Genomic DNA, 14,122 nt, shown 5'->3' with positions numbered 1-14,122 from the left:
GATGCTGACAGCGTGCGCATGCTGCGTGCCATCGCCGCGCACCTTACTCACTGAAACGCCTCATAACGACAAGAAGTTTGCGACCTATTCGCCTGGCTCGACCAGGTGTTGGCGGCGCTTTGCGCCGCCATTCACTGCCCTGTAACAACAATAATCACACAGGAGCTTCATATGGTTCTCATGACGCGTTTCTCTCGAACGCTCTTAGCGGTCAGCTTACCCCTGACCGCCCAAGTCGCACTGGCGGGCTACACCTTCGAGGATGGCAACCTCAAGGGTGAGGTCAACTTCACTGCCGGCGGTGCGACCCTTTCCACCCGTAACGTCAACTTCGGCAGCGGCCGCGTCGATGCGCGCAGTGGCAAGAATGGCGGTACGAAAATCGACTGGCAGGAGCTCTACGTCAAGCCCGGCGTCAAGCTGGAATACGCCCTGCAGCCAGACTTCAGCCTGTTGGCCGGTGGCTCGCTGGTGGCGGCGACCACCTTTGGCGACGGCGATGCCGGCGGCTTCACCCGCAGCTCTGATGGTGATGTAGCCACCGAARAACTCTACGGTGGTTTCCGGGCCGGGGAGTGGACGCTCACAGCCGGTCGCCAGAACTACATGATCGGGACCGGCTTCATCGTCATGGACGGTAACCTCGACCAACTCAAGGACGGCGCCTACTGGCTTGGCCCCAGAACCGCCTTCAAGGATTCGGCCATCCTGGCCTGGGATCATGGCGCATTGAAGACCCAGGCCTTCACCTTGCGGGTCGATGACGATCTGGGTGACTTCCGCATGACCGGCGCTAACCTGGACTACAACCTCGACGACCAGGTGACACTGGGGGCCATGGCGATGAAGGTCAACGCGCTGGGGCCCAAGGGCAGTACACTGCCACGACGCCGGGACGGGATGCAGGTGTACAACGTGCGTGCGTTGAAGGCCAAAGTACCGGGCGTGCCGGACTTGACCCTGAATGCCGAATACGCCGTGGAACGGGGCAGTGGTGAAGGCGTGGATTACGAGGCCAACGCCTGGTACGGTCAGGCGGATTACGCCTTCAACACGTTGCCGCTGACCCCGGTGATCGGCTATCGCTACGCCAGTTTTTCCGGCGACGACAACCTCGCCGACAACCGGCAGAAAGCCTGGGAGTCACTGAGCAAGGGCTTCGTCGACTGGAGCACCTGGCTGGTGGGGGATGTCGTCGGCAACTACCTGCTGTTCAACAGCAACGAAAACGTCCAGCAGTTCTCGCTCAAGACCCACCTCAATGAAACGCTGACCCTCGGCGCGATCCACTATCAGTTCTGGCTGGACGAGAAAAACTACATGGGTGCGCAGGTCAGTGATCGGCGCTTTGCGGACGAGAGTGTGGTTTTCCTCGACTGGACCCCGACGCCGTCGTTCTATACGTCGCTCTCCTATAACTGGGTCAAGCCGCTGGCCGCTGCCAGGCAGGTGTTCGGCGATGACCAGAAATTCAGCGCGCTGGAACTGTACTTCACCTACCGCTATTAAGTGCCGCGAGCCTTCGCGGCCGCGCAGGAGTGCTTAACCATGAACATGTTTTTGCGTAACACCTTATTGGGCGCTGTAGTGTCGTTGCTGGCCAGCGGGGTGTGCCTGGCTGAAGAGCGCACGGTGCGGATCTACAACTGGATCGAATACCTGCCACCTGAAGTGCTCAAGAGCTTCCAGGAGGAAACGGGCATCCGTCCGGTCTACGACGTTTTTGACAGTGTCGAAACCCTGGAGTCCAAGCTGCTGACCGGCAATTCCGGGTATGACGTGGTGTACCCCGGCAGCGCCAACCTGAGTCACCTGATCGCCGCCGGTGCCGTCCAGCCGCTGGACCRCAACCAGCTGCCGAACTGGCGGCACCTGGACCCGGAGTTCATGAAAACCCTGGAAGCCGCGGGTGATACGGGCAACCGTTACGCGGCACCGTACCTGTGGGGCACCACGCTGATCGGCTACAACGTCGACAAGGTTCAGCAAGTCCTGGGCGCCAATGTGCAGATGAACACCTGGGACATGATCTTCAAGGAAGAGAACCTCGCCAAGCTGGCCAGTTGCGGTGTCGGTTTCCTCGACGCAGCCAACGAAATCGTGCCCATCGCCTTGCACTACAAGGGCCTCGACCCCAACAGCCAGAAGCGCGAAGACTACCCGCAGGCCCAGGCGGCGATGATGAAGATTCGCCCGCACATCACCTACTTCAACTCCTCACGCTACGGCATGGACCTGGCCAACGGTGACATTTGCGTAGCCGTCGGCTGGTCGGGTGGCGTGGCGCTGGCCAAGCAACTGGCCGATGCGGCCGGCAAGGGCGTCAGGGTGGAGATGGCGTTACCCAAGGAAGGCGCGCCGATGTGGTCGGACGTGATGATGGTGCCGACCAACGCCCCCCATACCAAAGAAGCCTATGAGTTCATCAACTACATCCTGCGCCCTGACGTCATTGCCCGGATCAGCAACAAGATCGGTTACCCCAATCCGAACAAGGACGCCACCGCACTGGTGAACGCCGAGATCCGTAATAACCCCAACATGTATGTGCCGGACGAAGCGCGCAAAACACTGTTCGCTCTGCAGCCCATGCCGGCAGCCGTGGAGCGGATTCGCACCCGCACCTGGACCACCATCAAGACCAACCGCTGATCATTGTGGCCCGGCGTCGTGACGTCGGGCTCGCCAGCAACGAGACGCGCCTCGGCTATGGCATGCAGCCAGTCTGGGAGGAGGCTGGCGTTCTCAGGCCCGCATTCCGTAAAAGAGCAGTTCGGTGATACGCCTTACCTGGGCGGAGTGTGACTCGATGTCCGGCTGTTCCTGGTTGACCAGCCTGAACAACTGCAGGTGTGAGTAGTCGTTCAACAGGAAGGCGGCCAGGTCGACGTTGAGGTCGGCGCGTAGCTTGCCGCCCATGTCGCTATGAATAAAGGGGGCGCATGTCGCCCAATCATCCATGCAAAATACTTAATCGGGTAAAATTTTTAAAGCGCTAATTTCTGTAGTGCGCGGTTATCCCGGAAGCGAAAAGTCTCGTTGGCTGATGGCGAGAGTCCTCAGGTTTTATAGTTAATTTCATTAATCTTTTACACACTGTTCACCGTGCATTGGTCCGTCTGAATCAAGCCGATGCCTGTCGGTATTTTTTCAGTCGATAGGCAAACTGCGCACGACTCAAACCCAGCAGTCGCGCGGCAGCGGCCAGATTGCCTTGGCTTTTTTGCAGCGCTTCATCGATCAGGCGCGACTCCAGCCCTTCAATGGAGAAGCCGTGTTCCAGGCGAGCCAGGGTCTCCAGCAAGGCCGGGCGAGGCTGTGTGCCGGTGGGACTCTGGTCGGTTGCGGCGAGGCTGCCATTGTCGTCCAGAGAGTACGCATCCTGCGGCATGGGTTCGTTGCGAAACAGGTGGACCAGATCGATGGCTTGGCCGTCTTCGCTGGCGATCAGGCCGCGCTCCACCAGGTTCTGCAGTTCCCGTACGTTGCCGGGGAAGTCATAGCGCAATAACACCTTGAGTGCGCGCATGGTCAGGCCGGCGGGTTTGCGGGCGTAGGCCTGACAGAAGCGCCGCAGGAACGCGTTGACCAGCAACGGAATGTCGTCGCGACGTTCGCGCAGCGGTGGCAGCACGATGGGGTAGACATTCAGCCGGTAGAACAAGTCTTCGCGAAATTCTCCGGCCGCCACGGCTTTGCGCAAGTCGACATTGGTGGCCGCCACCACCCGGACGTCGACCTTGATGGGCTGGCCACCGCCGATGCGCTCGATCTCTCGCTCCTGCAATGCACGCAGCAACTTGCCCTGACCCGGCAGGCTGAGGCTGGCGATTTCGTCGAGAAACAGCGTGCCGCCCTGGGCGCGCTCGAAGCGTCCGGGGCGCGAATGGGTCGCGCCGGTGTAGGCGCCACGTTCGACACCAAACAGCTCAGCCTCGATCAGATTGTCCGGGATGGCGGCGCAGTTGAGCGCCACGAAAGGTGCTCGATGGCGTGGGCTGAACTGATGCAACTGACGGGCGAACAACTCTTTGCCGACCCCGGACTCGCCGCTGAACAACACCGTGGCGGGCGTCGGCGCCACGCGCTGCAAGGCGAGGGTAGCGGCATTGAAGGCCGCGCTGGCGCCAATCGGTTTTGGCCCGCCGGGGTTTTCGCTGTCGTCATCCTGGGGGGCGGGCGCCGGGGCTTGAGGCTGTTTGGGCTCGGCGCTTGAGGGTGAGGCAGTGAGATAACTCAGGTCCTGCTCGACATCGCCCCATTGTTCGGCGGTCTTGCCGATCACCCGGCAGCTCTCATGGCCCATGCCCCGGCATTCGGTTTCGCGGAAGATCACCAGACGACCGAACAGCCCGCTGACATAACCGATGGCATAGCCCAGTTCGGTCCAGCACACCGGATCCTGGCCGATCCCGTAGGCGGCGATATGTTCGTCGGCCTCACAGGAGTGGTGCCAGAGGAATTCACCTTCATAGAAGCCTGAGTCGGCGTCGAATTTGAAGTGCAGGGGTTCGACCTTGGTCATGCCTTCGAGTGTATGCAGACGCGTGCCGGCCGAGAAAACCGCCGCGGCGTCGGCGTCTGGCCAGCGCTCGCGGATCAGCCGCGCATCGCGCGCGCCGGAGAGATAGCCGGTACGGGTAAACAGGCCGCGGCTCTGTTCCAGTCCCTGGCGCTCGATAATTTCCCGTCGCAGCGCGCCGAAGGATGAGCTGTGCAATAGCAGCATGCGCTGGTCGTTGAGCCAGATACGTCCGTCAACAGGGGAAAAGAACAGGCATTCGGTCAACTCGGCCAGGGTCGGTGAGTTGCCTTCGGCCAGTTGGGTACTGTCGCCTCGGGGCGAGAAATGCTCCTCCTGCACGGCAAGATGAGGAAGCAGCGAATGGGGATTGTTCATTGTTATGCCCCTGAGCGAGTCGACTGGTCGAAATGATCAACTAGCAAAACAGTTATTAAACATAACTTTATCATTTGGACAAGTGGCGAGCTGCCGGCTGTACGCCAAGCACCTTGTCCTATTCGCAAACACCCCTCTACAGCCCGCAAGCCAGAGCCTTCGCCACTTGAAATGCGGCGCGACGCAGGAAGTCGGCACAGCCCTTGCTCTAGCGCTTTCACCACGCAGACGCCTTGCATCGTTTTAGCAAGGCCGCGTCAGGCAATGACAAACACAAGAGCCGGGAGACCGAAATGTCGGTAAGTGAACCATCTGATTTTCTGCGGGACGAGCCATGGCGTGAACGCATCTTCAATGGTGACTGGCTACGTCCATTGGGCGGCAGCCATAGCGTCATCGAACCGGCCACCGGCGAGGTGTTGACCGTCACCGGTTTGGCCGATGCAGCGGACATCGCGTTTGCCAGCCTGAACGCCGCTCGTGCTCAACCGGCCTGGGCGGCATTGGGGCCACGGGAACGCGCAGAGATCTTTCGTAAAGCTGCCGCACTGGCCCAGCAACACTTTGCCGAACTGGCGTTGTACATCGCCCGGGAAAGTGGCGGCAGTCTGTTCAAGGGTGAACATGAGGTCCGTGAGGCGATCGTGTTGCTGCATCAGGCGGCCGGGCTGCTGTCGCAACCCCATGGTCTGGTTCTGCCGAGCGAAGCGGGGCGCTTGTCCTATGCACGCCGGTTGCCCCATGGCGTGGTCGGGGTGATCTCGCCGTTCAACTTTCCCTTGGTGTTGTCCCTGCGTTCGGTGGCGCCGGCGCTGGCGGCGGGCAACGCCGTGGTGCTCAAGCCCGATCCGCAGACCCCGGTCAGTGGCGGTTTCATCATTGCCCGGTTGTTCGAGGCGGCCGGTCTGCCCAAGGGCTTGCTGCAGGTGTTGCCGGGTGCAGCGCCAGCCGGAGAAGCGCTGTGCCGCGATCCGCATGTGCGGATGATCGCGTTCACCGGCTCCACCGCAGCGGGGCGCAAAGTCGCGGAGCTGGCTGGGCGTCATCTGAAAAAAGTCGCCCTGGAGCTGGGCGGCAAGAACTCGTTGATCGTGCTCGAAGACGCCGATCTCGAACTGGCGGCCAGTAACGCCGCCTGGGGTGCCTGGCTGCATCAGGGGCAGATTTGCATGGCCACCGGACGCATCCTGGCCCATGAGTCGATTGCACAAGAACTGGTCCGCCRGTTGGCAGAAAAGGCACGGGCAATCACGGTTGGCAATGCCGCTCGCGGTGAGGCGGTGCTGGGGCCGTTGATCAACAAACGCCAGCTGTTGCGAGTGCATGAAATCGTCACGGAGAGTGTGACGGCCGGGGCAACTCTGCAAGCCGGCGGCGAGTATGAGCAGCTCTTCTACCAACCCACGGTGCTTTCCGGTGTGCGCCYGGGCATGCGCGCGTTCGACGAGGAAATCTTCGGCCCGGTGGCCACGGTGGTGAGTTTTGCCAGCGACGATGAGGCCATCGACCTGGCCAACCGCACCGAGTATGGCTTGTCCGCGGGGATCATTTCGCCTTCGGTCGGGCACGCGATGGCGATGGGCGAGCAACTCAATTGCGGGCTGTTGCACATCAACGACCAGACAGTGGCCGACGAATGCATCAACCCCTTCGGCGGACGCGGCAGCTCAGGAAATGCCGGCAGCGTAGGCGGCCCGGCCGACTGGGATGAATACACCCAATGGCAATGGGTGACGGTCAAGGATAAGGCGCCGCGTTACCCGTTCTGACGGGCCGGTTTTGCCGGGCCGACAAGGTAGGTCGGCTCACCGAGTACACAAAAATAATAAGAGGACTCAACATGAAACTCGACAACAAGATTGTGCTGGTGACTGGCGTCTCTTCGGGTATCGGCGCGGCCACGGCAAGCCTGCTGCGCAGCCACGGCGCCCAGGTGATTGGCGTGGACCTGAAGGCGCCGCACATGACCCTGGATGGTTTTGTTCAGGGCGATCTGAGCAGTGCCGAGAACATCGACCGGTTGCTGGCGCAGCTACCGGCACGGATCGACAGCCTGTGCAATATCGCCGGGGTGCCGGGCACTGCAAACCCGCAACTGTTGGCGCGGGTCAACTACCTGGGATTGCGCCACTTGAGCAGCGCGTTGCTGCCACGCATCAACGCTGGCGGCAGCATCGTCAATATCGCCTCGATCCTCGGCGCCGAGTGGCCGTTACGTCTGGAACAGCACAAGGCGCTGGCGCGCATCGAAGGTTTCGCCGCCGGGCAGGCCTGGCTGGCCGAGCACCCGGTACCGGACCAGACCTGCTACCAGTATTTCAAGGAAGCCTTGATCGTCTGGAATTACCTGCAGGCACAACCCTGGTTTCTCGAACATTCGGTGCGCATGAACAGCGTCGCGCCAGGTCCGGTTTTCACGCCGATCCTCGGCGACTTCGTGAGCATGCTCGGTGAGGCCCGAACCCAGGCCGATGCCCATCGCATGAAACGCCCCGCTTATGCCGATGAGGTAGCGGCGGTGATCGCTTTCCTGTGTGCCGACGAGTCGCGCTGGATCAACGGCGTCAACCTGGCCGTCGATGGCGGATTGGCCTCCACCTACATCTGAAATGCACACCAGTAGACAGCGGCTGTGGCGAGGGAGCTTGCTCCCGTTCGGCTGCGAAGCAGTCGTAAACCGGTGCACCGGTTCTACTTGAGGGCCGTTGCGCGCCCCAACGGGGCGATGCGGCGTTCCGACAAGCCCCCTCGCCACAGATGCACAGGCAAAAATAAAAATAATGAGGAGCGTCCATGGACAACGTTAAACGTTGCTTTCGTTTCAAGCATTGCGCCCTGTTTCTGGCGTTATGCAGCGCCGGTGTGATGGTCGAAAGGGTCGAGGCCATGCAAATGGACCTTGGTGATTCCGACTGGAAACTGCGTTGGGACAACACCATCAAGTACAGCCAGGCCTGGCGTCTTCAGGGGCAGGACAGCCGATTGGTCAACGCACCGACCGCCAACGGCCTGTATCCCTCGATCCAGAGTCAGGGTGATAAAAACTTCAGCAGTGGCCTGGTCTCCAATCGTCTGGACCTGTTTTCCGAAATGGACCTCAGCCGGCAAAACTATGGCCTGCGCGTGAGCGGCGCAGCCTGGTACGACGATATCTACAACAAGGGCACCGACAGCAGCGAGCAAACGCATTTCCTCAGCGAAACCCGCAAGCTCCACGGTCGCGATGCGGAAATTCTCGACGCCTTCGTGTTCCTGCGCGGTGACCTCGGTGAAGACTCCCAGGGCGTGGTGCGTCTGGGCCGACACAGCCTGATCTACGGCGAAAGCCTGTTTTACGGTGGCAACGGCATTGCCAATGCCCAGGGCCCGACCGATGTGGTCAAGTTGCTCAGCGTGCCGGGGACCCAGTTCAAGGAGATCCTGCGTCCGGTCAATCAGATCTCCGGGCAGTTGCAGATCAACCCGCAGTTGTCGGTGGGCGCTTACTACCAGTTTGAGTGGGAACGCTCCAATGTGCCCGGCGCCGGCAGCTACCTGAGCGATATCGATGCCATCGGTTACGGCAGCGGTTCACTGCGCGAAGTGTTCGGCAACGACACGGTGAATGGCGGTGATTTGAAACCGCGAAATTCGGGGCAGGGCGGTATGCAGATCCGCTTCAAGCCGACCGGCACCGAGCTGGAGTTGGGTTTCTACGCTGCGCAGTATCATGACAAAACCCCGACCGGCCTGTACGCCTACCTCGACGGTGCGGCTGCGGCCGCCACGGGGTTGCCGATCCTGAGTTCCTATCGTCAGGTCTACGCCGAAGACATCAAGACTGCCGGCGTCAGCTTCTCCACCGCTTATGGGCCGTTCAACTTTGCCGGTGAAACTTCCGTGCGCTGGAACGCGCCGCTGGTGAGCAATCTGCAAGTGGTGGCCCCTGGCGTGGCGGCCGATGGCGACGATAACTCACTGTTTGCCAGGGGCAAAACCGCTCACGCCAACCTGTCGGCGATTTACCTGTTATCGCCCACCGCATTTTGGGATGGCGGCTCGGCACTGGCCGAGCTGGCCTGGAACCGCACCCTGAGCGTGACCGAGAACGCCGCCGCGCTGGATGCCAACACCACCCGCGAGGACGGCAATTTCAGTTACGGGCAGTCGTTGGCCGACCGCGACTTCGTCTCGCTCTACGTGAAAACCTCATTCTAATAAGGTGGATTCGCCATGCAGAACAAAGCATTTCTCAACACTTGCGTCCTCACCCTGGCCCTTGCCGGCATGAGCCTGGCGCAGGCGGCCGTGTCGCCTGAGCAGGCTGCACGTTTGAAGACTGAACTGACACCCCTTGGTGGCGAGCGCGCCGGCAACGCCGATGGCAGCATCCCGGCCTGGCAAGGCGGTTACACCAAGGTCGCGCCTGGCTACAAGCCAGGTGACAAACGTCCCGATCCATTCGCCGGTGAAAAACCGCTGTATTCGATCAAGGCCTCGAACATGGAGCAGTACGCCAATGTATTGGCCGAAGGCACCAAACTGCTGCTGAAGAAATACCCGGACTATCGCCTGGACGTCTACCCGACCCATCGCTCGGCGGCAGCCCCGCAATGGGTGTATGACAACACCGGCAAGAATGCCACCCGCGCCACGCTGGACGTGGCGAGCGAGAAAGTCACCGGCGCCTATGGCGGCATCCCGTTCCCGATCCCGGAAAACGGTACGCAAGTGCTGTGGAACTATCGATTGTCCTGGCAGGGCGGCGACACCATCAGCTCGCCTTTCGATACCTGGCTGATGACCGCCGGCGGCAAGAAAGTCCAGGCAACCCGCGCCCAGTACACCTACCAGTTTCCCTACTACGTCGAAGACGGCAGCCTGGAAAACTTTTCCGGCAAGTACCTGGTGGGCAAGCTGCTGACCGAGTTGCCATCGTCCAAGGCCGGTGAAGGCCTGATGACCCATTGGGACCTGGACCCGGCCAACCGCGCGGCCTGGCAGTATCTGGTCGGTCAGCGCCGGGTGCGTCGTGCGCCGAACATTGCCTACGACACCCCGGACTTCGTGACCTCGGGGGTCGGTCTGTTCGACGAAGCGTTCATGCTGTTCGGGCCTACCGATCGCTATGACCTCAAGCTGATGGGCAAGAAAGAACTGATCGTCGCCTACAACAATAACCGCGCCGGCCTGGCCAAGAGCGACGACCTGGTCAAGCAGAACTTCCTCAATCCTGACCTGGTGCGTTGGGAGAAACATCGGGTCTGGGTGGTCGAGGCCACGCTCAAATCCGGCAAGCGCCATGTGGTGCCGCGTCGCACCTACTACATCGACGAAGACTCCTGGCAGATCCTGATGGCCGACGGGTATGACGCGCAGGGCAAACTCGGACGGCAGATGTATTCGCTGACGCTGCTGGCGCCGGACCTGCCGGCCCTCACCGCGCAGGTCATGTGGGGCAGCTACAACCTCGACACCGGGGCTTACTTCCTCAACTCCTCGAGCAACGATCTGGCGGTCCAGTACCAGAAAGTCGCGAAACCTTCGGCGTCCTATTTCACACCGGATGCCATGGCCAACGAAAACATGCGTTGAACCTGGGGAGGCCGCGGCGGGTGAGGGTGCGCGCTGCGGTCGCCTGTGACTTTGCGAGTGGGATAAAGACATGATGGGGCAAAAACGCTATGCAGGCTTTGGCCTGCGCCGGGGCGCCTGCGTCCTGGCATTGGGTTTGATGGCGTGTGTGTTCAGCGCCCAGGCGAGCACGTTTGCCGTACTGCAGCAGCCGGCACTGTCGACCGCCAAGGCCCAGCGCGCGGCATTGCTCGGGCTGACCCGGGCCGGCGAGCGACTGGTGGCGGTCGGCGAGCGCGGGATCGTGCTGCTCTCGGATGACGCTGGAGTCAATTGGCGCCAGGCCAGTGTGCCGGTCAGCGTCAGCCTGACGGCGGTGCAGTTCGTCGATGCCGAGCAGGGTTGGGCAGTCGGTCATCTGGGCGTGGTGTTGCACACCGAGGACGGCGGTGAAACCTGGCACAAGCAACTCGACGGTGAACGCGCCGCCGCGCTGGCGGTGCAGGCCGCTGAGCGCGATGCCGATCAGCCGGGCGGCGCCGGCAACCTGGCGCAGGCCCGGCAGATGCTCGACGACGGACCGGACAAACCGTTCCTCGACCTGTACTTCAGTGACCGCCTGCATGGCTACGTCGTTGGCGCCTATAACCAGATCTACCGCACCGACGACGGTGGGCGAAGCTGGCAGCCGTGGATGCAGCATGTGGACAATCCGCAGGGCTTGAACCTGTATGGCATTCGCGTCTCGGGCAACGATCTGCTGCTGGTGGGGGAGCGCGGTTTGCTGTTGCGTTCGACCGATGCCGGGCATTCATTCCAGGCCTTGAAGTCACCTTATGAAGGCAGCTTTTTCGGCCTGCTCGGCACTCGCGGCGGCGCCTTGATTGCCTATGGTTTGCGCGGTAACGCCTGGTGGTCCGATGACCGTGGCGGCAGTTGGCGACGCCTCGACACCGGCATCGAATCGACACTGGCGAGCGCCATCGAACTGCGTGATGGCAGCCTGCTGTTGGCCAGCCAGGGCGGCGAACTTTTATTCAGCCATGACCAAGGTCGTAGCTTCGACAAACGCCAGAGCCGCAGCGGCGGGACTGTCGCGGCCGTGCAACAGGCGGCCGACGGCAGCCTGGCCAGCGTCGGTTTGAGCGGTGTGGCCGCTGACCAGGATCCACGAGCCTCTGGCAAACCTTGAATCTTCACGGTGCAGCGCTATCGGGCCACGGCCCGTGCAACAGGAGTCAGACTTGAAAGACGACAAAACCCAAACCGTGATCGGCCGCCTGGCAGACTTCGACCAGGCGTCGGGCAACTTCGCCGAGCGGGCGATCTTCAACCATCGACCGCTGGTGATCCTGCTGTGTCTGCTGGTGACGCTGGTGCTCGGCTGGCAAGCCACGCGCATCGGCATCAATGCCAGTTATGAGAAAACCATTCCCACGGGGCATCCCTATGTCGCCAACTTCCTGGAGAATCGCAGTGAGTTGAGCGGCCTGGGCAACTCGCTGCGGATCGCCGTGGAGGTCAAACAAGGCAGCATTTTCACCAAGGACTATCTCGACACCTTGGCCAGGCTCAACGACGAGCTCTATCTGCTGCCGGGTGTCGACCGGCCCTACATGAAATCGTTATGGACCCCGACCACGCGCTGGACCGCCGTGACCGAGGAGGGGCTCGATGGCGGCACCGTGATCCCCGACGACTACGATGGCTCGGCGGCCAGTATCGAACAGGTGCGGACCAACGTCGCGCGTTCCGGTGAGGTCGGTCAATTGGTGGCCGGCAACTTCAAGTCCAGCGTGATCTTCGTGCCATTGCTGGACATCAGTCCGCAGACCGGCAAAGCCCTGGACTACGGCGAATTTTCCCGGCAACTGGAAGCCCTGCGGGACAAGTACCAGAGCGATGACCTGCGGATTCACATCACCGGTTTCACCAAAATCGTCGGCGACCTGATCGAGGGGCTGACTCAGGTCTTGCTGTTCTTCGTGGTGGCGGTACTGGTGACGGTGTTGGTGCTGTTTGGCTACACTCGTTGCGCGCGCAGCACGCTGGTGGTGGTGACGTGTTCGCTGGTGGCGGTGCTCTGGCAGCTGGGTCTGCTCGCCACCCTCGGTTATGAATTGGACCCGTACTCGGCGCTGGTGCCGTTTCTGGTGTTCGCCATTGGCATGAGCCACGGCGCGCAGAAGATGAACGGCATCATGCAGGACGTCGGTCGCGGCACCCACCGGGTGGTGGCCGCGCGTTATACCTTCCGCCGACTGTTCGCGGCCGGCATGACCGCGTTGCTCTGTGATGCGGTGGGCTTCGCGGTGCTGCTGCTGATCAATATCCGGGTGATTCAGGATCTGGCGATCACCGCCAGCCTCGGCGTGGCGGTGCTGATTTTCACCAACCTGATTCTGTTGCCGATCCTGCTCAGCTATATCGGTGTCAGCCCGGCAGCGGCGCAACGCAGCCTGAGTTCGGAAAACGCCGAACTGCAGGCACAGATCAAGCATCCGTTGTGGCGCGTGCTCGATTTGTTCACCCAGCGGCGCTGGGCTATTTGCGCCATTCTGGGCGGTCTGCTGCTGGCAGCGTTCGGTTTTGCCGTGAGCCTGCACCTGAAGATCGGTGATCTCGATCCCGGCGCTCCGGAGTTGCGGGCTGACTCGCGCTACAACCGCGACGCGCTGTTCATGACCCAAAACTATGCGGCCAGCTCGGATATTTTCGTGGTCATGATCAAGACTCCGGAAGATCAGTGCACCCGTTACGCGAGCCTGTCGGCAGTGGATGCGTTGGCCTGGCAGCTGGAGCAATTGCCCGGCGTGGAGTCGACCAGCTCGATGGCGGCGCTGAGCAAAATCGCCACGGCCGGTTACAACGAAGGCAACTTCAAATGGTATGAGCTGATCCCCAATGACGGTGCGCTGGGCGCCGTGCAAACCCGTGCACCGAGGGAGCTGTTCAATCAGGGCTGCTCGATGTTGTCGCTGTACGTTTACCTGGCCGATCACAAGGCCGATACCCTGAATCGGGTGGTGCAGGCCAGCGAGAAATTCATCAGCGAGCATCAGATGCCAGAGGTCAAATTCATGCTCGCCGCCGGCAGCGCCGGGATCGAAGCCGCGACCAATATAGTGGTGAAAAAATCCATGCGCGAGATGCTGTTCTGGGTCTACGGCGCGGTCAGCCTGTTGTGCCTGCTGACCTTCCGCAGCTGGCGCGCAACCCTTTGCGCGATGCTGCCGCTGATGCTCACTTCGATTCTTTGCGAGGCGCTGATGGTGGGGCTGGGCATGGGGGTCAAAGTCGCAACCCTGCCGGTAATCGCATTGGGCGTGGGCATTGGCATCGACTACGCGCTGTATGTCTTGAGTGTAATCCTGGCTCGAATGCGTGCCGGCGACACCCTGGCCCAGGCGTATTACCAGGCGCTGCTGTTCACCGGCAAAGTGGTGTTGCTGACCGGCATGACCCTGGCGGTCGCGGTGTCGACCTGGGCGTTCTCACCGATCAAGTTCCAGGCCGACATGGGGATTCTGCTGGCGTTCATGTTCCTGGTGAACATGCTCGGCGCCCTGATCCTGCTGCCGGCCCTGGCCTGGCTGCTGCTGCCGCAGAAGGTCTTCGCAAAAAAGCCTGAAGCGAGCCGGCATGGGCTGTTGGTCAAGGAGGGCTGAG

Annotated in this window: 9 protein-coding genes and 1 pseudogene; 8 read left to right on the top strand and 2 right to left on the bottom strand. The window is 61.4% G+C overall.

The genetic code is table 11. The features are described from left to right. Positions 1-171 precede the first annotated feature (171 nt). Together AC1DLB_RS00575 and AC1DLB_RS00570 are read left to right on the top strand one after the other, a co-directional pair. Entirely contained in the window at positions 172-1,509 is a 1,338-nt protein-coding gene (locus tag AC1DLB_RS00575) for an alginate export family protein (RefSeq protein ID WP_477784475.1), read from the top strand. A gap of 39 nt (positions 1,510-1,548) precedes the next feature. Continuing rightward, complete coding sequence (locus AC1DLB_RS00570; protein ID WP_477784474.1) at positions 1,549-2,652, top strand: polyamine ABC transporter substrate-binding protein; 1,104 nt, start codon at positions 1,549-1,551, stop codon at positions 2,650-2,652. 93 nt (positions 2,653-2,745) lie between these two features. Here the strand turns inward: AC1DLB_RS00570 and AC1DLB_RS00565 are convergent. Beyond that, positions 2,746-2,913 (bottom strand): annotated as a pseudogene (locus AC1DLB_RS00565) (TetR/AcrR family transcriptional regulator); the annotation flags it as partial. Between the two features lie 211 nt (positions 2,914-3,124). Next, positions 3,125-4,900: a sigma 54-interacting transcriptional regulator gene (locus AC1DLB_RS00560; RefSeq protein WP_477744367.1), complete on the bottom strand. Its 1,776-nt coding sequence runs from the start codon at positions 4,898-4,900 to the stop codon at positions 3,125-3,127. Positions 4,901-5,193: 293 nt separating this feature from the next. On the opposite strand from AC1DLB_RS00560, the gene AC1DLB_RS00555 reads away from it, so the two are divergent. From AC1DLB_RS00555 to AC1DLB_RS00530, 6 genes are all read left to right on the top strand, one after another. Continuing rightward, positions 5,194-6,669: a benzaldehyde dehydrogenase gene (locus AC1DLB_RS00555; protein ID WP_477784473.1), complete on the top strand. Its 1,476-nt coding sequence runs from the start codon at positions 5,194-5,196 to the stop codon at positions 6,667-6,669. A 71-nt stretch (positions 6,670-6,740) separates the two neighbouring features. Beyond that, positions 6,741-7,508 (top strand): coniferyl-alcohol dehydrogenase, encoded by a 768-nt coding sequence (locus AC1DLB_RS00550; RefSeq protein ID WP_086945708.1) that lies wholly within the window; start codon positions 6,741-6,743, stop codon positions 7,506-7,508. A gap of 185 nt (positions 7,509-7,693) precedes the next feature. Next, a complete protein-coding gene (locus AC1DLB_RS00545) occupies positions 7,694-9,097 on the top strand; it encodes a DUF1302 domain-containing protein (protein WP_477784472.1) in 1,404 nt (467 codons plus the stop codon). 15 nt (positions 9,098-9,112) lie between these two features. Continuing rightward, a complete protein-coding gene (locus AC1DLB_RS00540; protein ID WP_018927881.1) occupies positions 9,113-10,474 on the top strand; it encodes a DUF1329 domain-containing protein in 1,362 nt (453 codons plus the stop codon). A gap of 70 nt (positions 10,475-10,544) precedes the next feature. Beyond that, positions 10,545-11,645: a WD40/YVTN/BNR-like repeat-containing protein gene (locus tag AC1DLB_RS00535; protein ID WP_477744368.1), complete on the top strand. Its 1,101-nt coding sequence runs from the start codon at positions 10,545-10,547 to the stop codon at positions 11,643-11,645. Between the two features lie 52 nt (positions 11,646-11,697). Next, a complete protein-coding gene (locus AC1DLB_RS00530; RefSeq protein ID WP_477744369.1) occupies positions 11,698-14,121 on the top strand; it encodes an efflux RND transporter permease subunit in 2,424 nt (807 codons plus the stop codon). Position 14,122 lies beyond the last annotated feature (1 nt).

The sequence above is a fragment of the Pseudomonas sp. 05N434 genome (assembly GCF_056396965.1).
The sequence above is the reverse complement of the archived record's forward strand: the minus strand, read 5'-3'. Positions and strand labels throughout refer to the sequence as shown.

Coding starts and splice junctions, on each gene's coding strand:
- AC1DLB_RS00550 (WP_086945708.1), top strand. CDS start 6,741: ATGAAACTCGACAACAAGATTGTGCTGGTGACTGGCGTCTCTTCGGGT.
- AC1DLB_RS00560 (WP_477744367.1), bottom strand. CDS start 4,900: ATGAACAATCCCCATTCGCTGCTTCCTCATCTTGCCGTGCAGGAGGAG.
- AC1DLB_RS00540 (WP_018927881.1), top strand. CDS start 9,113: ATGCAGAACAAAGCATTTCTCAACACTTGCGTCCTCACCCTGGCCCTT.
- AC1DLB_RS00535 (WP_477744368.1), top strand. CDS start 10,545: ATGATGGGGCAAAAACGCTATGCAGGCTTTGGCCTGCGCCGGGGCGCC.
- AC1DLB_RS00545 (WP_477784472.1), top strand. CDS start 7,694: ATGGACAACGTTAAACGTTGCTTTCGTTTCAAGCATTGCGCCCTGTTT.